We start from the raw sequence: 17206 nt of genomic DNA on the forward strand, positions 1-17206 counted from the left end.
CCCCGACGCGCCGCGGCGCCGGACTCCGTCCGTCGGTGGCCGGTCGGGGTGCTCGCCACCGCCGCCCCGGCGCGGGGCCCGGTGGGCGGGTGGGCCCTGCGGGGCGGAGTTCCCCTACCCGCCCTTCCACCGTTCCCCGGGCGCTGCCCGGACCCCGGTCCTCAAACGCCGGACGGGCTGAAAAGCAGGGGTCCCGGGCTACGCCCGGACCCCCTGGGGCTCCGCCCCAGACCCAGCGCCTCAAACGCCGGCGAGGCTGAATTGGCGCGGACGAACCGAAAGGGGGGTACCGGGCTGCGCCCGGACCCCCTGGGGCTCCGCCCCAGACCCCGGTCCTCAAACGCCGGACGGCTGAAAGCGCCCGGGCGGATGTTCCCCCGACTCGGGGTCGGTGGTGGCTGCGTGCCGGGGTCGGGGGCGGGGTGGGGTGTTGGCCGGGACGTAAAGCGTGATTTGTGGCGCGAGAACAACCCGCGCCCTATCGAAGTAGAGGACAGGGCGCCTAAATCATGCAGTCCAGGCCGACACCCCACCCCGCCCCCGGCACCGACCCCCACCCGCAGCCCCCCGAGCCCCGGCACACCCCAGCCCCGCCGGCGTTTGAGGCGCAGGGGCCCGGGGACTGGTCCCCGGCAACGGCGCCGCACCCGCACCCGCACCCACCAATAGGAGCCACCATGACCGACACCCCGGAGGACGAAGTCCTCCACCGCTTCGAGAGCGGCGTCAGCTGGATCACCCTCAACCGCCCGGAGGCCATGAACGCCGTCACCTGGGACCAGCGCGAACGCGTCATCGGCCTGCTCGCCGAAGCCTCCGCCGACCCCGACGTGCGGGCCGTCGTCATCACCGCCACCGGCAAGGGCTTCTGCACGGGCGCCGACCTCCGCGGAGCCCCCAGCGCCCCCGCCGAGCGGATCGTAGGCGACGTGGCCCGCATGATCCGGCTCGGCGCGCAGCGCCTGATCACGGCCGTGCTCGACTGCGAGAAGCCGGTCATCGCCGCCGTGAACGGCACCGCGGCCGGCCTCGGCGCCCACCTCGCGCTCGCCTGCGACCTCGTCATCGCCGCCGAACCGGCCCGTTTCATCGAGGTGTTCGTCCGCCGCGGCCTGGTCCCGGACGCCGGCGGCGCGTACCTCCTCCCCCGCCTCATCGGCCCGCAGAAGGCGAAGGAGCTGATGTTCTTCGGGGACGCCCTCCCGGCGGCCGAGGCCGAGCGGCTCGGCCTGGTGAACAAGGTGGTTCCCGCCGAGGCCCTGGCGGAGACCGCCCGGGAATGGGCGGAGCGCCTCGCCCAGGGCCCCACCCGCGCCCTGGCCCTGACGAAGCAGCTGGTCAACGCCTCCCTGGACAGTGACCGGGCGACCGCACTCGCCGCCGAGGCCACCGCCCAGGAGCTCAACATGTCCACGGCGGACGCCAACGAGGGGGTCGCCGCCTTCGTGGAGCGCCGCACCCCGAAATACCTCGGCCGGTAGGCAAGCCCAGAACGACCAGGCCCACCAGGCCCACCAGGCCGACCAGCCGCTACATCCGCGGATCCGGCGCGAGCAGAGCGAACACCGCTCCCGTCGGGTCCGCCGTCCAAGCCATCCGCCCGACCTCCGGGACATCGGCGGCGGGCATCAGCACCGAGCCCCCGCCGCCCCGGACCGCGGCCACGGTGGCGTCCACGTCGGCGACGTTGAAGTACGGCACCCAGCGGGAAACCTCATTGCCCGTGCCCTCACCCAGCGGAGCGACCCCGCCGAAGGAGCCGTCCTCCTGGTCCCCGTCGGCGATGCTCAGCACCCGGTAGGTCATCCCGGGTGCTTCCATCTCGGCCGAGCGCCACCCGAAGAGACCGGCGTAGAACTCTACGGCCGCGACCGGGTCGGGAACGTGCAGCTCCGCCCAGACCAGGGCGTTCACCTCGGAGGTCAGTCCCAGCCCGGCGGTCTTCCCCGGCTGCCAGCACGCGAACTCCGCGCCCTGCGGGTCGGTGAACTGCGCCAGCCGGCCCTCCCCCATGACGTCCCCGGGCTCCATGCGGACCACTCCGCCGCCCGCCGTCACGGCCGCCGCCGTCTCCTGGATGTCGGGGGTGTTGAAGTGCAGCATCCACGCCGGGGTGGCGCCCTCCTCGGTGAGCGGCCCGAGGGCGGCGACGGTCTTGCCGCCGACCTGGAAGAAGCCGTAGCCGCCCGCCTCGGGGCCGAGGGAGAGGAACTCCCAGCCGAAGACGCCGGTGTAGAACGAGACGGCCCCGTCGGTGTCGGGGCTCCCGAGGTCGAGCCAGTTGGGCGATCCCTTGCGGAAATCGGTGCCGAGCATGAGGTTCCTCCAGTGCGTGCGTGCGTGCCGCTGCTGCCGGGTCGGGGCCTGCCTCCGGCCCCCCGGCCACGATGCCGAGCCCGTACGGGCCCCGCGCCCCGGGAAGCTCCGCACGACGGTGGAATCACCCGTACGGCCGCGCCGTATGGCGCCGCATCGCGGCGCATCGCGCCCGCCTCCTCACCCGCACCCGCACCCGTGTCCGTATCTGTGGGATGTATGTCGCAACGGCCATGGCGGGAGGACGCACGCCCCCCGAAGACTGGTGGTGACCCGCAGGAAGCCCACGAAGGGACGACGAGACATGACGGCACACCCGCTCCGGGCACCGGACTCACGCATCGCGAAGGAGGCGACCGAGCTGGTCCGCGACAGCCTGAGCGAGCTGCTCTACGACCACTCCCGCCGCGTGTACTTCTTCGGCAGCCTCCAGGGCCGCCGCCTCGGCATCGAGGCGGACCCCGAACTGCTCTACGTGGCCGCGATGTTCCACGACCTCGGTCTCACCGAGCCCTTCCACGCCGGCGGCCGCCGCTTCGAGGTCGACGGAGCCGACGAGGCCCGCCGCTTCCTGCGGGCCCACGGGGTGCCCGAGGACGCGGTGCGCCGGGTGTGGACCGCGATCGCCCTGCACACCACCCCGGGCATCCCCGAGCACATGGAGCCCGAGGTGGCCCTGGTGACGGCCGGCGTGGAGTACGACGTGCTCGGCATCGGCTACCACGAGCTCGCCGAGGAGGACCGCGCGGCGGTCGTCGCCCTGCATCCGCGCCCGCGCTTCAAGGAGCGCATCCTGCGCGCCTTCGCCGACGGCGTGGCCCCCAAGCCCGGCACCGCCTTCGGCAACATCAAGGCGGACGTGCTCGCGCACCACGTTCCCGGTTTCCAGCGCGAGGACTTCGTACGCCTGGTCCTGGACTCCCCGTGGGCCGAGTAGCGGTGCACCCCGTCGTCATCGTCGCCTTCGACGGCGTGCAGCTGCTCGACGTCACGGGCCCCGCCGAGGTGTTCGCCGCCGCCAACCTCCACGGCGCCCGCGCCGACGCCCGCTACGAGGTCCGGATCGTCTCCCCGGACGGGGCCGACGTCCGCACCTCCTCGGGCGTACGCATCGGCGTGGACGGCGGCCCGGACAGCCTGCCGGCCCGGCCCGGGACGCTCGTCGTCCCCGGCCGGAGCGACTGGCGGCGGGCCGTCGCCGATCCGGCCCTGACGGGCCTGGTGGCCGGGCTCGTGCGCCGCTCGCGCCGGGTCACCTCGGTGTGCGCCGGGGCCTTCGTCCTGGCGGAGACCGGGGTGCTCGACGGGCGGCGGGCGGTCACGCACTGGCGGCTCGCGGCGCAGCTCGCGGCCGCGTACCCGCGGGTGCGCGTGGAGGCGGATCCGGTGTTCGTCCAGGACGGGCACGTCGTCACCTCCGCCGGGGTGACCTCCGGGATCGACCTCGCGCTGTCCCTGGTCGAGGCGGACCACGGGCCCGCCGTCGCCCGGGAGGTCGCGCGGGAGCTGGTCGTCTTCATGGCCAGGCCCGGCGGCCAGTCCCAGTACAGCGCCCGCCTGACCCCGCGCGAGGCCGGGCATCCGGTACTGCGCACGGTCATGGACGCCATCGGGGCCGACCCGCGTCTCGCGCTCGACGAGGTCGCCCGGGACTCCGGGGTCAGCGGCAGGCACCTGGCCCGGCTCTTCCGCTCCGAGACCGGGATGACACCGGGGCGGTACCTGGAATCCGTACGCCTCGAAGCGGCCCAGGCCCTCCTGGAGGCCGGCGAGGACCCGGTGGACGCGGTGGCCGAGCAGTCGGGGTTCGGCTCGGCCGAGACGATGCGGCGCGTCTTCCAGCACTCACTGGGCCTCGCCCCGACCGCCTACCGCGCCCGTTTCCGCAGCACGCACACGTCCCCGCCGTCCCCGGCCTCCCCGCCGGCCCCGCCGGCCCCGCCGTCCGGGTCGCCGATCAGCACCAACGGCTGAGGCTCCGCAGCCGCGCGCCGAGTTACAGGCGGATGCCGTCACCGCTCCTCTCGCCCCTCCTCTCGCCCCTCCTCTCGCCGACGCGGTCGGCGCCACCCCTTCCTATCTGACGTACCGTCAGCTTCAATCGGAGGCGTGATGGGACACGCAGGGATGGCGGCCACCGTCGTCCGATACCTCAGGTCAGTCGGCTCCCTCCCCTCCGCCGCCGCGGAGCCCGGGACCGAGCCCGTCGAAGCACTGCCCCGCCCCGATCTGCGGGCCGTCGGCGAACACGAGCGCGCGCCCGTCAGCCCCGCCGAATTCCGTTCCGTACTGGGGAACTTCGCCAGTGGGGTCACGATCATCACCTCGCCGCCCGGCGAGGGCGAGGACGGTCCGGCCGGCTTCGCCTGCCAGTCCTTCGCCTCGCTCTCCCTCGACCCCCCACTGGTCACTTTCATGGTGGCCCGTACGTCGACCACCTGGCCGCGCATCGCCCGCACCGGGGTGTTCTGCGTGAACATCCTCGGCGCCGAACAGGGCGACCTGTGCCGGGCCTTCGCCGTCAGCGGCGCCGACAAGTTCACCGGGGTCGCCCACACCCCGGCCCCCGCCACGGGCTCACCGCAGCTCGACGCGGTGCCCGCCTGGATCGACTGCCGGATCCACGCCGTGCACACCGGCGGGGACCACCTCATCGTGGTGGGCAAGGTCGAGGCCATGGGCGCGGCCGGCGAGGGCGAGCCCCTGCTCTTCCACAAGGGCCGCTTCGGCCGCTTCACCGACTGACGACCCACGGGCCGAGCCCGCCCGCCCCGCCGCCAGCCCGCGGATCTCGAACGGGCGGGGGCCATGGGAAGCGCTGCCGCCGCCGGCCTGGGTCGTCAACCTGAGGTGAAACGCGCCGTGACCGGCCCCGCTCCGGGGAGCGGGGCCGGCCACCGATCGGGCGGGCTGGCGGGCCGGCCGGCGGGCGGGCGGGCCACCGGGCCGGCGGGGTCAGAACGTGAGGACCCCGCGCGCCACCCGCCCGTGGTGGGCGTCGTCCACGGCCTTGGCGAAGTCCTCCACCGGGTAGACCTCCGTGACCAGCTCGTCCAGCAGCAGTTTGCCCTGTCGGTAGAGCTCCGCGTAGAGCGCGATGTCCCGCTGCGGGCGCGAGGAACCGTACCGGCAGCCCATGATCGTCTTGTCCAGGTACATGGACGAGACCTGGAAGGCAGCCTCCTCCTTGAAGCCGGGCACGCCCAGCAGGACCGCCTGTCCGTGCCGGTCCAGCAGGTCGATCGCCTGCCGGATCAGCTTCACGCTGCCCACGCACTCGAAGGCGTGGTCCGCGCCCGTGGGCAGGATCTCCTTCACGGCCGCCGAGGAGTCCGCCACCGCCGAGGCGTCGATGAAGTGCGTGGCGCCGAACTGCCGGGCCACCGCCTCCTTCGCCGGGTTCGCGTCGATCGCCACGATCGTCGTGGCGCCCGCGATCCGCGCGCCCTGGAGCACGTTGAGCCCGATGCCGCCGGTGCCGATGACGACCACCGTCTCGCCGCGGTCCACCTTCGCCCGGTTCAGCACGGCGCCCACGCCCGTCAGGACCCCGCAGCCGATCAGCGCGGCCGAGGTCAGCGGGATGTCCTTGGGGATCTTCACCGCCTGGACGGCCTTGACGATCGTCCGCTCCGCGAAGGCCGAGTTGGACGCGAACTGGAAGAGCGGCGTGCCGCCCCGCGAGAACGGCTGCCCCGGCATCCCGATCGCCTTGCGGCACATCGTCGGCCGGCCGCGGTCGCAGTCCGCGCACGCCCCGCAGTTGGCGAGCGTGGACAGCGAGACGTGGTCGCCGGGCACCACGTGCGTGACCCCGGACCCGACCGCCTGCACCACGCCCGCACCCTCGTGCCCGAGCACCACCGGCGGCGGGAACGGGATCGTCCCGTCGATCACCGACAGATCGCTGTGGCACAGCCCGGCCGCCGCTATCGCGACCAGCACCTCCCCCGGCCCCGGGTCCCGGATCTCCAGATCGTCGACCACCTGGGCCTGCTTGCCGTCGAATACGACGCCTCTCACCTGGACTCCTTAGGCAGGCCGAGCACGCGCTCGGCGATGATGTTGCGCTGGATCTCGTCCGAGCCGCCGTAGATGGTGTCGGCGCGGGTGAACAGGAAGAGCCGCTGCTCCTCATCGAGTCCGAGTTCGTACGGGGTCTCCCGCGACCAGTGCCCCGGCCCGGCCGTGGCCACCGCGCCCCGGACCTCCACCGCCAGCTCCCCGAGCCGCCGGTGCCAGCCGCCCCACAGCAGTTTGGCCACGCTGGGCGCACCGGGATCGGCTCCCGCGGCGCCGTTCGCGCCCGCGTTCGCCGAGCCCAGCGTCCGCAGCGCGTTCCACCGCATCGTGCGCAGCTCGGCCCACTGCCGTACGAGGCGTTCGCGCAGGACCGGGTCGCCCGCGCCCGCGTCCACGTACGCCCGGACCACCCGCTCCAGTTCGGCCGCGAAGCCGATCTGCTGGACGAGCGTGGAGACCCCGCGCTCCAGCGCGAGCAGTCCCATGGCCACGGACCAGCCGTTGCCCTCCCCGCCCACGACCTCGGCGGCGACGGCCCCGTCGAAGAAGACCTCGTTGAACTCGGAGGTCCCCGACATCTGCCGGATCGGCCGGACCTCGACCTTGCCCGGCTGGTCCATGCGGACCAGGAGGAAGGACAGCCCGCGGTGCCGCACCGACCCGGCCTCGGTGCGCGCCAGGACGAAGCACCAGTCGGCGTCCTGGGCGAGCGAGGTCCAGATCTTCTGCCCGGTGACCCTGAGCAGTCCGTCGGCCGCGTCCCGTACCGCCGTCGTACGGATTCCCGCGAGGTCGGAGCCGGCGCCCGGCTCGGAGTACCCCTGGCACCACAGCTCCTCGCCGCGGGCGATGCCGGGCAGGTGGCGGGCCCGCTGCTCCGGGGAGCCGTAGGCGATCAGTGTCGGCGCGAGGAGGTTCTCGCCGATGTGGCCGACGCGGGCCGGGGCGCGCGCGGCCGCGTACTCCTCGGCCCACACCACCTGCCCGGTGAGGGACAGCCGCCGGTTGCCGTACCCGTCCTCGTGCCCCGTCTCCCAGCCCTGGCCGATCCATCCCCCGCGCCCCAGCTCGCGCTCCCAGGCACGCCGGATCTCGACCCCCTCGTGCTCACTGCCCGGCCCGCCGAGGCCGATGGCCTCCTCGTACGGGCCCACGAGGTGCTCCGCCAGCCACGCCCGGGCGCGGCCGCGCAGTTCCTCGGCCTCCTCGTCGAAGCGGAAGTCCATGGTCGTACCCCCCTCGGTTCCTGTCCGGCCGCTGGGCCGTCTCCGTCGCGCCTTGGTACGCGTACGCGTACGCACCGGGCCACCGGGCCACGCCTAACGCCCGCGCAGGTCCTACGCGTTGGGGCGGTCCTTGGCGGCCGCCGCCTTGGCCATGGCCTCGAGCTGGGCGAGCATCGGCATCGGGTCGGTGCCGACGGTCCCGGGCAGGAAGTCGGCGATCTTCTCGGGGGTCCAGGAGCCCTCGGCGTAGCCGGCGCGCAGTTCGCGGGGCTGGGCCCAGACGGCGATCTTCGGGCCGGCGATCGTGTAGACCTGCCCGGTGATCCTCTCGCCGCCGACGGCCACGGCCTTGTCGGAGAGCAGGTAGGTCACGAGCGCCGCCACGTCCTCGGGCTCGCCGATCTCCTTGAGCTCCATCGGCACGTTGGCCGACATCCGGGTGCGCGCGACGGGCGCCACGGCGTTGGAGGTGACCCCGTACTTGGCCAGCCCCAAGGCCGCCGACCGGACGAGCGAGATGATCCCGCCCTTGGCCGCGCTGTAGTTGGCCTGGGCCACCGATCCCTGGTGGTTGCCGCTGGTGAAGCCGATCAGCGTGCCGGTGCCCTGGCGGCGCATGACGGCGGAGGCCGCGCGGAAGACGGTGAAGGTGCCCTTGAGGTGGGTGGCGACCACCGGGTCCCACTCCTCCTCGGACATGTTGAACAGCATCCGCTCGCGCAGGATGCCGGCGACGCACACGACCCCGTCGATGCGCCCGTACTGGGCGAGCGCGGTGTCCACGATGCGCTGCCCGCCCGCCATGGTCGAGATGTCGTCGGCGACGGCGACAGCCTCCCCACCAGCGGCGACGATCTCCTTCACCACCGCTTCGGCGATCTCGCTGGTGGGCTCGTTGCCCTCCATCCCCACGCCGTAGTCGTTGACGACGACCCTGGCACCCTCGGCGGCCGCGGCGAGTGCCACGGCCCGTCCGATGCCCCGGCCGGCGCCTGTGACGGCGACGACTTTGCCTGCCAAGAAGTTCCCCACGTCCGGCCCCTTCCCGCGTTTTCTGACGGTCCGTTAGATTCTATGGGCACCTCGATGCGCCAGCACAAGCCCCAGTTCGCCACCACCGTCCATTTCCGCCTCAAGGAGCTGATGAGATCCATGGCCATGCCCGCCGAGTTCCACGACATCGCCAAGCGCGTCAACAACTGGGGGCGGTGGGGCGCCGAGGACGAGATCGGCACCCTCAACCTGATCACCGACGAGGTCGTCCGCGCAGCCGCGGCCGAGATCCGCACCGGGCGCCGCATCCCGCTCGCCCTCCCCCTCAAGGAGGACGGGGTGCAGTCCGGCATGATCCCCGGCCGGATCAACCCGCTGCACACGATGGTGCAGATCAACCAGGAGCTCTTCGGCCCGGGCACGGTGGCCTGCAGCGACGACGCGGTGACCTTCGGCCTCCAGGCCGGCACCCACTGGGACGCGCTCACGCACGTCTCGCACTCGGGGAAGATCTACAACGGCCGCCCGGCCGGCACCATCACGGCGCACGGCCGCGCCGAGTTCAGCGGCATCGACAAGGCCGGGCACATCGTCTCGCGCGGGGTCCTGCTGGACGTGGCCCGCGCCAAGGGCCTGGACCGCCTCCCCGGCGGCCACGCGGTCACCCCGGAGGACCTCGAACAGGCGGAGGAGTTCGCCGGGGTCACCGTCCGCGCGGGCGACATCGTCCTGGTCCGCACCGGCCAGGTGCAGGTCTACCTGGCGGGCGACAAACACGGCTACGGCTACCCCTCGCCCGGCCTGTCCATCCGTACGCCGGAGTGGTTCCACGCCCGGGACGTGGCGGCCGTCGCGAACGACACCCTGACCTTCGAGATCTTCCCGCCGGAGATAGACGACCTGTGGCTGCCGGTGCACGCGCTGGACCTGGTCGAGATGGGCATGCACCAGGGCCAGAACTGGAACCTCGAAAAGTTGTCCACAGCCTGTGCGGAAGAATCCCGCTCCTCCTTCCTCCTCTCGGCCATGCCGGAACCCTTCGTCGGCGCGGTCGGCACCCCGGTGGCCCCGATCGCCATCCTCTGAGCCGGGGGCCGGCCGCCGGACCGGCACGCACGCCCGACGGACAGAGGGGCGCCCCGCTCCCGCCGGCTCAGGTGCGGATCATCGGCATAGAGGTTGCTATACGGCCATGACGTCGGTCCTATGCTGTCCGTTCGGCGAGGAGGAGCGCGAGCGGGCCGCCCTGGAGGAGGAAGCGGCCTTCGGTGGCCGCGTTGATGGCCTCGGCCATCGGCCACCAGGTGAGCTTGAAGTCGGCTTCGGAGGGCTCCAGCTCCTGTGGGCCAAGGGTCAGCCCTTCGGCGAGGTACAGGTGGACGCGGGCGGTGGCGCCGAGGGTGATGGCATACGCGCCGAGCGGGCGCCAGAGGGTGGCGGAGACCCCAGCCTCCTCACGCAGCTCACGGCGGGCGCACGTCTCGGGGTCTTCGCCGGGCTCCATCCGTCCCCCGGGCAGGAACAGGAAGTCGCCGCCGTGGTGGGGGAAGCGAGAGGTGAGCAGTGCGACCAGGCCGGTCTCGTCGCGTGCGACCACAACAGCGGCGGAGCGCATTTCTTCGGGGTGTGCGTCCATGGTTTGAGCGTAATGAGCCGCTAGATGTACATGGTGGCGAACGGCACATTCATCACCGTCGGGTGGGCGATGCCGCGTCCGTGATAGCCGTCCTCACCGAAGTCGTCGCCGTGGTCTGCGCAGATGATGACGAGCCAGCGTTTCGTGCGGGTGAGGCGGGCGATCAGGCGGCCGAGATGTTCGTCCGCGTAGGCGAGGGCTGCGCTCTGCGAGGCCCAGGTGTCGACACTGTCACCTAGGTAGTGGCCGTGGGGGACGTGGGTGGCGGAGACGTTGACGAACAGGAACAGCGGCCGGTCCTCGTACCTCTGGGCGAGGCCGAGGGCTTCATCGACCTGGTGGCGGGTGGAGCCGGGTTCGGGGGAGCAGAATTCCGGGCGCCAGTGGTCCTCGTCGAACAGGTCCGGGAGGACGGAGCCCAGCGGGGTCTCGCGGGAGAAATAGGTGACACCGCCGACGCACACGGTGCGGTATCCGTGCTGGACGAGCCCGGTGAGAAGGTTCGGCGCGTCGAACACGAACGTGCGGGGGTCAACTTGCTTGAACGCAGGCGGACGGCACTCCCACAGGCGCGGGGGCTGCTCGGGCTGCGGGAGCTTGGGCAGGAACCCCGAGAAGAACGCCATGTGCGCGGGGAGGGTGAAGGTGCCGGGGGTACGGCGTTCCTCCCACTGGCCGCCGGGTAGCAGCTTGGCGAGGTGCGGGGTCCTTCCGGCGTGAGTGGTGGCGCGGGCGACGTCGTACCGGAGGGAGTCGAGGGTGACGAAGAGGATGCTGGTGCCCGAGTCGATGACGTCGGCGGCGTTGATCACCGGGCCGCCCCCTCGTAGCGCTGGATGCGGCCCTTGGATCCGGCGTTGACGGGGATGGGGACGCGGTCCTCGGCGATCATGCGGCGGATGAGGTGGAGGCCGGTGCGCTCGGTCAGGGGCACTCCGTCGTGGTCGAAGAGGGTGAGGGTGGCGGTTCCGTTCCTGGTGGCGGCGTACATGCCGGGTACGCGGCCCCGCTCCTTCATCGCGGCCAGGAGGTCTTCCTGGCCGGCCACGCCCCGGTCCAGGACCAGACAGGCGCAGTGCTGAGCGTTGATGGCGCCCAGGCACATGCGGTCGAAGAATTCGGCGGTGGCCGGCTTCCCGTCGTAGGCGACCACGAGCCCGTCCAGGTGGGCGGTGACGACGTAGCAGGCGGCCATCCACCAGGCGACGCCGGTGTGGATCTCATGGGGGAAGCTGCCGGTGGCGCCGCCGTCGCGGATGACCGCGTCTGTGTCGATGGGATTAAGCACGCGGGTTCTCCAGGTGGGCGATGATGGCGTGGGCGAGGTCATCGGGAGTGAGGCCGTCGGTGTCCAGGACGATCGCGGTGGGATCGTTCGCGGCGACCGTCTCGAAGTTCGTCATGAGCTGCTTGAGGCGGCCCGGGACGCCGAACAGGTCGGTGTCGTCCTGCTTCGTGTCGTCCTTGACGGCCATCCGTTCGCGCAAGGTGGCCTGGGAGCACCGCAGGTAGAAGGTGTGGGCGGGCACCACCAGGTAGGGGAAGAACGGGGCCATGAGGCGGTCCACGTCCGTCGTGTCGACGCCGTGGATAGCGGCCTGGCAGGCGGTCACCGAGGGTGCGTAGCGGTCGGCGATGACGGGGCCGAGAGCCAGAGCGCGGCGGACGTGGTCGGAGACGTGCAGGAGTCCGGAGAGGTAGAACGCCAGATTGGGCAGCGGGCTCATGCGGTGGGCTTCGTCCGACCAGCCGGAGTGAGGCGGGGCGAGAGTGTGCAGGCTGGTCCCGTTGATGCGGTGGGCGAGGAGTGCGGCCAGGGAGGACTTCCCGATTCCTGATACGCCTTCGAGGACGAGGAACGGGTGGTCGTGGTGCTCGTCGTACGGGATGGGCTGAAAGGCGGAAGTCAGGACCTCGGTGCGGTTCACAAGATCCCCTCGGTGAAGGCCGTGACGTGTCCGGCGACGGCCTCGGCGAGGCGGGCCGGGTCGTCCAAGAGGTGCTTGATGTCCAGGCGGAGGTCGTCGCGCAGGAGGCATGGCTGTAGGCCGCCGGCGTGGTCGGCACGCAGGGCCCAGAATCCTTCGACGCACTTCGGGCGGACGGGGCACGTGCCGCACTGGCCGACGTGGTGGCGGCCGAGGTTGCGGTGGATGACGTCGATCTCCACCCCGTCCACGCGGAAGATGCGGCGCCCCTGTCCAACTCCGGCGATCTCGGTCCGCTCGTCGCTGGTCAAGGTCCGCAGGTGGCGGACGATGTCGTCGGCGGGGACGGCGGATGCGGCACGGTCCTCGTTGAAGTCGGTGCCCACCAGTTCGATGAACTGGACGGGCATACGCCGGTCGAGGGCGAAGGAGAGGATGTCGCGGATTTCGTGCGCGTTCTCCTTCTGGAGGAGACAGTTCAGCTCGACGTTTGCGAAGATCTCGCGGGCCGCCTCGACGCCGTCCAGGACGCAGTCGATGCCGATGCGGGTGCCGGCGATGGCCTTGAACGATTCGTCGGAGAAGTAGTGCAGCGACACCTTCACGGTGTCGAGTGGTGTCTTCGACAGCCACTCCTGGTGGGTGCGGACCCGGGTGCCGTTGGTGATCAGCGTGTACGAGCCGTCGGGGCCGCTCGGCCGCAATCCGGTCAGGACATCACGGGCGAGAGGTGAGGTCAGCGGTTCACCGCCAGTGAAGAACACGCGCTTCAGCCCGGCACCGATCGCCGCGTTGATGACGGTCAGGAACTCGTCGGCCCCGTAGTGGCGAGTACGCGGCTGCCGGGTCCGGTCGCGGCGGGTGAGAGGCGGGGGGACGTCGGCCTCGTTGTGGCAGAACCAGCAGGCCACGTTGCACCGGGGCGTGAGGGAAACGCGGAACTGTCCTCGCAGGGCGGCGAAGTTGTGCAGTGCGGTCCAGTCGATACGGGCGACAGGCGGGATGGTTGAGAGCATGTCGTGTGTGCCTCTCGTTCGGTTCGAGTGCGGCAAGAGCGCAGCAGATGGAGGCCCTGCCGCTGAATTGGTGCCTCATGCCCGTCCGGGGGGAGCCTGTGGTGGATCAGCGGGGTGCACCGGCCAGGGCGAGCGTGACGAGCAGGGCGCCGACAAGTCCGACGTAGACCAGGACGGCCAACCGCTGGCGCCATCCGCGTGACTGGCTCACTGGTCGGGTTGCCGGTCGCCGTCAGCCAGTCCCTCCAGGAACCTCTCCCACCCGTCTTCGGCGACCTCCCGCAGGCGCGGGCTCAAGCTGCCGTATGCGGGCTGGTCCTGGAGCTGACGGGCCAGCAGGTAGCGGCGGGGCAGGTCGGTTATGGCGTACTCCTCGGACTGGAGAGCGCAGTTGGCCGCAGGGGGACCGGGAGGGATGGCTGCGGCCATCTGTCAGGGGAAGCGGCGTCAACCTCCCTCCCGTGTACGAGGCCTGGCTGATTCCGCGTGATGAACCTACGGTCGCGCTGAGTGCGGTAGGACTGACTGTGGGTACGGGTTACGTCAGGGGCCGCACCGGGGAGCGCTCGATGGCTGCAAGACCAACCACCGGCACAATCGCGGGCTTTGTGCTGCGTACGGCGCGCGAGTCGGTCCCGCTCACACAGGCGTCGATGGCTGAGGCCCTCGGGGTGGACCTGGCCACGGTGCAGGGCTGGGAGTCGGGCCGGCGTCCGGTCGCGCATATGAAGGCGGTGGATCTGCTCGGTCTGCGGCGGCGGTTGGCCGGTCTCGGCGCAGACGCAGCGATCATCGCCCTGTTCGAGGCCGCGATGGACGCGGACCGGATCATCGGCGCCACCCTCACCGGTACCGAAGGGCCGCACCCGCTGGCCGAGTGGGTGCACACCCGGAACACGGCCCACATGCTCGCCTGGGCGCTCACGGGGACCCGGCCATCATCCCTTGCCGGGTTTCCCTCTCCGCGCCGGAGGGGCCCAGCAGCAGCGTCTCCTCTCCTGCCTGCACAGGACCGCGCGATGTTCTTCGAGCAGTTGCGAACCACGGCGGAAGCAGCGCCCCGGAACGACGCTCAGGGTGTGCTCCTGCACCGGCAGGCGCTGTATCTGACCTCGTACGACAAGAGCCCAGAAGCCGTGGCGTGGACGGCGCAGGCCCTGCACGCCCGGCGCGGTCTGCTCGCCCGGCGGGGGTGGACACCGCAATGGGCGGAGGCGCGCTCGACGGCTACTGCCCTCGCACGGCTCGGCGACCCCGTGCCACTCCTGGATTTCATCGAACGAGCGATTGTCGACGACGACGCAGGCGAGGCCGCGAACCTGAATTACTGGGCGTATTGGTTGGGTGGGACCCCGCTGCCGCAGTCCGACGACCGGTTCATGCGGGACCGGCAGCTGACCGGATGGGACCCCGTCACACTGCTGCGCGGGCTGACCAACGGCCTGCACCACGCCCCCGGGTACGTCGACCTGTACGCCCACACCATGTGGGCCCTGCTGACGGCCCACCCATGGCTGCCGCAGGCGTCTGGCCTACTCGTCCAGGACCTGGCGAAGCGTACCGAGCGCCTGCTGGACGGCGGCGGCATCTCCGAAAGATCCCGCCGCGAACTCACCGGAGTGCATTACGTTCTTCGTGATCGAACCTGACAGACCGGAGGTCACCACATGGCAGACGAGACGGCGAACGCGCAGGGAACGGCTGGGTTCCTCTTCGAGATGGGCGTGCTCAAGAACGCGAAGCGAACCGGCTGGTGGTTCACCGGGAACAACAACCCTGAGAGCATCGCCGAGCATTCGTTCCGCGTCGGAATCGTCGGCGCCGTCCTGGCCATGATGGAGGGAGTGGACCCCGCCAAGGTCGCCTTGATGTGTCTGTTCCACGACACACAGGAGACCCGGATCGGGGACATCCCGCATATCGGCCGCCGCTACATCGACGCGGCCACGAACGAGACCGTCACGGCCGACCAGGTCTCCGCCGCACACCCGGCGGTCAAGGCCGGGGTGCAGCGGGTGGTAGGCGAGTACGAGAGCGGCGGCACCCCCGAGGCGATCGTGGCGAAGGACGCGGACAAGCTGGAGTGCCTGGTGCAGGCGGTGGAGTACCGGGCCCAGGGCTACACCCTCGTACAGGACTGGATCGACACCTCCTTGAACAGCCTCAAGACGGCGTCGGCACAGGCGCTCGCGGAGGCCGCGCTGACCATGTCGCCGCTGGAATGGCGAAAGACCTTCCTGGGGCAGTAGTCAGGCACTGGGGCTGCGCCCCGCAGGCCTGCGCCTACGCCTCTGCACGCGCTGGACCTGGTCGAGATGGGCATGCACCAGGGCCAGAACTGGAACCTCGAAAAGTTGTCCACAGCCTGTGCGGAAGAATCCCGCTCCTCCTTCCTCCTCTCGGCCATGCCGGAACCCTTCGTCGGCGCGGTCGGCACCCCGGTGGCCCCGATCGCCATCCTCTGAGCCGGGCCACACCGTCCCGACCGGCCGACCGAGGGCCACGCCCGCAGCCGTCGCGCCCGCCCCGCACCCGACGCCCCGGGGTGGGGCGCACGGCTCCGCGCCCTCCGCGTCCGGATGGCGCCCTCACCCTCCGCCGAGCCGGAACCACACCACGGTCCCGCCGTGGCCCGCGATCACCGCCCAGTCCTCGCAGTACGCCCCCACGAGGGCGAGCCCCCGCCCCCGCACATCGAGCGGCCCGCCGCCGACCGGCCGCCAGGGCGGGCCGCTGTCGCGCACCTCTACGGTGATCCGCCCGCCCGTGACATCGACACCGACGCCGATCACCTCGGTCGGGGTGTGCCGGTACGCGTTGGTCACCAGCTCGGACGTACACAGCCGGGCCGCCTCCACGAGGTGCCCGAACCCGGCGCCCCGCAGGATCGACGCCACCCATTCCCTGGCCACCCGGGGCGTATCGGGCCGACTCGGCGCGACCATCCGGTAGCTGAGCCCTAACGCTTTCGCGTGCGTCACGTTCATCTCCCCTGGCAGACGATGCGGTCGCCGAGCACGCGCCCCGTGGCCCTGGCCACCTTCCGGCCAAATGGCCAGCAGGTGGCTGCACTTCGGGTACCAGCCCGGTTATCCGATGCCGGGAACGTAGGGCACAACATTGGGACGGCGCAACAGTGGGACAGCCGTAGCATCCGAACGAGTGGACCGCGGCGGGGCGGCCACGGCACACTCGTACCCGGAACAGAGGGAGGGGTCATGCCGCCAAGGAGCTACCCGACGGCCCGCCAGCAGCGACTGGGAGCCGAGCTTCGCAAGCTGCGCGAGAAGGCCGGCATGAACGGCGCTACGGCAGCGGCCTACTTGGGCGGTGAGCGTGCCCAGATCAGCCACATCGAGTCCGGCCGCTACGGAGTTAGCGACGAGCGGGTCCGCCGACTGGCCGCCCACTATTCGGCAACGGACAAGCACCTGGTCGACGCCCTTGCGGGCATGGCGGAGGAACGCACCAAGGGGTGGTGGAGCGAGTATCGACGCACCCTCTCACCAGGATTCCTGGACGTGGCCGAACTCGAATTCCATGCCGCCTATCTCCGCGTGATCGAGATGCTCTACGTACCGGGGCAGCTCCAGACCGAGGCGTACGCGCGCAGCCTGATCCGCAGCGGCATGTCCGACCTTCCGGCGGCGGAAGTGAGCACGCGCGTCGAACACCGCACGCGGCGCCGGATCATCTTCGACCGCCCGCGCCCCACCCCTTTCGAGGCGTTCATCCACGAGGCGGCCCTGCGCATGCGCTACTGCGACGCGGAGACCATGCGCGAGCAGCTGGCATTCCTCCAAGAGGTCTCGCGCTGGCCGTCGGTCACCGTCCGCATCATCCCGTTCGACCGGCAGATCACGGGCTCGGTGCACTCGATGCTCTACGCAGGGGCTGCCATTCCGGCGCTCGACACCGTCCAGATCGACACCGCATTCGACAGCGGCTTCCTGGACGCAGAGGCTCAACTCGTCAAGTACCGGGGGTTGCTCGAATCCATCGAGTCGATCGCACTCGGCACGGAAGAGTCGAGGGAACACATTCACCGCATCGCTCAGGAAGTGTGAG

The 17206-nt window shown here is 71.3% G+C and carries 19 protein-coding genes and 1 pseudogene; 9 read left to right on the forward strand and 11 right to left on the reverse strand.

From position 1 onward, the window contains the following. Nucleotides 1-677: 677 nt before the first annotated feature. The gene (locus ACIQV3_RS31265) at nt 678-1481 is read left to right on the forward strand and encodes an enoyl-CoA hydratase/isomerase family protein (RefSeq protein ID WP_403717911.1); all 804 of its coding nucleotides are present in this window, start codon (nt 678-680) and stop codon (nt 1479-1481) included. A gap of 49 nt (nt 1482-1530) precedes the next feature. Here the strand turns inward: ACIQV3_RS31265 and ACIQV3_RS31270 are convergent, their stop codons facing one another. Then, on the reverse strand, nt 1531-2316 hold the full coding sequence (locus ACIQV3_RS31270) for a VOC family protein (protein ID WP_403717913.1): 786 nt from the start codon (nt 2314-2316) through the stop codon (nt 1531-1533). 304 nt (nt 2317-2620) lie between these two features. Here ACIQV3_RS31270 and ACIQV3_RS31275 point away from each other — a divergent pair, with 304 nt between their 5' ends. The 3 genes from ACIQV3_RS31275 (at nt 2621) to ACIQV3_RS31285 (ending at nt 5061) form a co-directional block, all read left to right on the forward strand. Continuing rightward, nucleotides 2621-3253: an HD domain-containing protein gene (locus ACIQV3_RS31275; protein ID WP_403717916.1), complete on the forward strand. Its 633-nt coding sequence runs from the start codon at nt 2621-2623 to the stop codon at nt 3251-3253. Further along, entirely contained in the window at nt 3241-4290 is a 1050-nt protein-coding gene (locus tag ACIQV3_RS31280) for a GlxA family transcriptional regulator (RefSeq protein WP_403717920.1), read from the forward strand. The genes ACIQV3_RS31275 and ACIQV3_RS31280 overlap by 13 nt, the downstream gene beginning before the upstream one ends. A 153-nt stretch (nt 4291-4443) precedes the next feature. After that, nucleotides 4444-5061 carry a flavin reductase family protein gene (locus ACIQV3_RS31285; protein ID WP_403718204.1) on the forward strand — a complete coding sequence of 206 codons (618 nt, stop codon included), beginning with the start codon at nt 4444-4446 and terminating at the stop codon, nt 5059-5061. A gap of 210 nt (nt 5062-5271) precedes the next feature. Here ACIQV3_RS31285 and ACIQV3_RS31290 read toward each other — a convergent pair whose 3' ends face one another. The 3 genes from ACIQV3_RS31290 to ACIQV3_RS31300 all read right to left on the reverse strand — a co-directional run bounded on the left by ACIQV3_RS31290 (nt 5272) and on the right by ACIQV3_RS31300 (nt 8597). After that, on the reverse strand, nt 5272-6339 hold the full coding sequence (locus ACIQV3_RS31290; RefSeq protein ID WP_403717923.1) for a Zn-dependent alcohol dehydrogenase: 1068 nt from the start codon (nt 6337-6339) through the stop codon (nt 5272-5274). After that, a complete protein-coding gene (locus ACIQV3_RS31295; RefSeq protein ID WP_403717928.1) occupies nt 6336-7565 on the reverse strand; it encodes an acyl-CoA dehydrogenase family protein in 1230 nt (409 codons plus the stop codon). The genes ACIQV3_RS31290 and ACIQV3_RS31295 overlap by 4 nt, the downstream gene beginning before the upstream one ends. Before the next feature lie 111 nt (nt 7566-7676). After that, nucleotides 7677-8597 (reverse strand): SDR family NAD(P)-dependent oxidoreductase, encoded by a 921-nt coding sequence (locus ACIQV3_RS31300; RefSeq protein ID WP_403717931.1) that lies wholly within the window; start codon nt 8595-8597, stop codon nt 7677-7679. Nucleotides 8598-8717: 120 nt separating this feature from the next. On the opposite strand from ACIQV3_RS31300, the gene ACIQV3_RS31305 reads away from it, so the two are divergent. Next, nucleotides 8718-9644 (forward strand): cyclase family protein, encoded by a 927-nt coding sequence (locus ACIQV3_RS31305; protein WP_403718206.1) that lies wholly within the window; start codon nt 8718-8720, stop codon nt 9642-9644. Between the two features lie 118 nt (nt 9645-9762). On the opposite strand, the gene ACIQV3_RS31310 is transcribed toward ACIQV3_RS31305, so the two are convergent. From ACIQV3_RS31310 to ACIQV3_RS31335, 6 genes are all read right to left on the reverse strand, one after another. Beyond that, on the reverse strand, nt 9763-10194 hold the full coding sequence (locus ACIQV3_RS31310) for an NUDIX hydrolase (protein ID WP_403717936.1): 432 nt from the start codon (nt 10192-10194) through the stop codon (nt 9763-9765). A gap of 20 nt (nt 10195-10214) precedes the next feature. After that, nucleotides 10215-11006 carry an STM4013/SEN3800 family hydrolase gene (locus ACIQV3_RS31315; protein ID WP_403717939.1) on the reverse strand — a complete coding sequence of 264 codons (792 nt, stop codon included), beginning with the start codon at nt 11004-11006 and terminating at the stop codon, nt 10215-10217. After that, complete coding sequence (locus ACIQV3_RS31320) at nt 11003-11482, reverse strand: hypothetical protein (RefSeq protein ID WP_403717941.1); 480 nt, start codon at nt 11480-11482, stop codon at nt 11003-11005. The genes ACIQV3_RS31315 and ACIQV3_RS31320 overlap by 4 nt, the downstream gene beginning before the upstream one ends. Then, nucleotides 11475-12122, reverse strand: a complete 648-nt coding sequence (locus tag ACIQV3_RS31325; RefSeq protein WP_403717944.1) for a dTMP kinase — start codon at nt 12120-12122, stop codon at nt 11475-11477. Before ACIQV3_RS31325 ends, ACIQV3_RS31320 begins: the two co-directional genes overlap by 8 nt. Further along, nucleotides 12119-13138, reverse strand: a complete 1020-nt coding sequence (locus tag ACIQV3_RS31330; RefSeq protein ID WP_403717947.1) for a radical SAM protein — start codon at nt 13136-13138, stop codon at nt 12119-12121. The genes ACIQV3_RS31325 and ACIQV3_RS31330 overlap by 4 nt, the downstream gene beginning before the upstream one ends. Nucleotides 13139-13345: 207 nt before the next feature. Next, the gene (locus ACIQV3_RS31335) at nt 13346-13567 is read right to left on the reverse strand and encodes a hypothetical protein (RefSeq protein ID WP_403717949.1); all 222 of its coding nucleotides are present in this window, start codon (nt 13565-13567) and stop codon (nt 13346-13348) included. Nucleotides 13568-13599: 32 nt separating this feature from the next. On the opposite strand from ACIQV3_RS31335, the gene ACIQV3_RS31340 reads away from it, so the two are divergent. The 3 genes and pseudogenes from ACIQV3_RS31340 to ACIQV3_RS31350 all read left to right on the forward strand — a co-directional run. After that, nucleotides 13600-14787, forward strand: a complete 1188-nt coding sequence (locus ACIQV3_RS31340) for a helix-turn-helix domain-containing protein (protein WP_403717952.1) — start codon at nt 13600-13602, stop codon at nt 14785-14787. 18 nt (nt 14788-14805) lie between these two features. Further along, nucleotides 14806-15387, forward strand: coding sequence for an HD family hydrolase (locus tag ACIQV3_RS31345; RefSeq protein ID WP_403717956.1), 582 nt, complete (start codon nt 14806-14808; stop codon nt 15385-15387). A 39-nt stretch (nt 15388-15426) separates the two neighbouring features. Continuing rightward, nucleotides 15427-15603 (forward strand): annotated as a pseudogene (locus ACIQV3_RS31350) (cyclase family protein); the annotation flags it as partial. Nucleotides 15604-15726: 123 nt separating this feature from the next. On the opposite strand, the gene ACIQV3_RS31355 reads toward ACIQV3_RS31350, so the two are convergent. After that, nucleotides 15727-16119, reverse strand: a complete 393-nt coding sequence (locus ACIQV3_RS31355; protein ID WP_403717958.1) for an ATP-binding protein — start codon at nt 16117-16119, stop codon at nt 15727-15729. 237 nt (nt 16120-16356) lie between these two features. Between ACIQV3_RS31355 and ACIQV3_RS31360 the strand changes: the two genes are divergently transcribed. Further along, nucleotides 16357-17205 carry a helix-turn-helix domain-containing protein gene (locus ACIQV3_RS31360; RefSeq protein WP_403717961.1) on the forward strand — a complete coding sequence of 283 codons (849 nt, stop codon included), beginning with the start codon at nt 16357-16359 and terminating at the stop codon, nt 17203-17205. The last annotated feature ends 1 nt before the right edge of the window (nt 17206 follow it).

It is taken from the genome of Streptomyces sp. NPDC099050 (assembly GCF_044759865.1).
Taxonomy (GTDB): domain Bacteria; phylum Actinomycetota; class Actinomycetes; order Streptomycetales; family Streptomycetaceae; genus Streptomyces.

Coding starts and splice junctions, on each gene's coding strand:
- ACIQV3_RS31330 (WP_403717947.1), bottom strand. CDS start 13,138: ATGCTCTCAACCATCCCGCCTGTCGCCCGTATCGACTGGACCGCACTG.
- ACIQV3_RS31345 (WP_403717956.1), top strand. CDS start 14,806: ATGGCAGACGAGACGGCGAACGCGCAGGGAACGGCTGGGTTCCTCTTC.
- ACIQV3_RS31285 (WP_403718204.1), top strand. CDS start 4,444: ATGGCGGCCACCGTCGTCCGATACCTCAGGTCAGTCGGCTCCCTCCCC.
- ACIQV3_RS31265 (WP_403717911.1), top strand. CDS start 678: ATGACCGACACCCCGGAGGACGAAGTCCTCCACCGCTTCGAGAGCGGC.
- ACIQV3_RS31360 (WP_403717961.1), top strand. CDS start 16,357: ATGCCGCCAAGGAGCTACCCGACGGCCCGCCAGCAGCGACTGGGAGCC.
- ACIQV3_RS31270 (WP_403717913.1), bottom strand. CDS start 2,316: ATGCTCGGCACCGATTTCCGCAAGGGATCGCCCAACTGGCTCGACCTC.
- ACIQV3_RS31335 (WP_403717949.1), bottom strand. CDS start 13,567: ATGGCCGCAGCCATCCCTCCCGGTCCCCCTGCGGCCAACTGCGCTCTC.
- ACIQV3_RS31305 (WP_403718206.1), top strand. CDS start 8,718: ATGGCCATGCCCGCCGAGTTCCACGACATCGCCAAGCGCGTCAACAAC.
- ACIQV3_RS31275 (WP_403717916.1), top strand. CDS start 2,621: ATGACGGCACACCCGCTCCGGGCACCGGACTCACGCATCGCGAAGGAG.
- ACIQV3_RS31310 (WP_403717936.1), bottom strand. CDS start 10,194: ATGGACGCACACCCCGAAGAAATGCGCTCCGCCGCTGTTGTGGTCGCA.
- ACIQV3_RS31295 (WP_403717928.1), bottom strand. CDS start 7,565: ATGGACTTCCGCTTCGACGAGGAGGCCGAGGAACTGCGCGGCCGCGCC.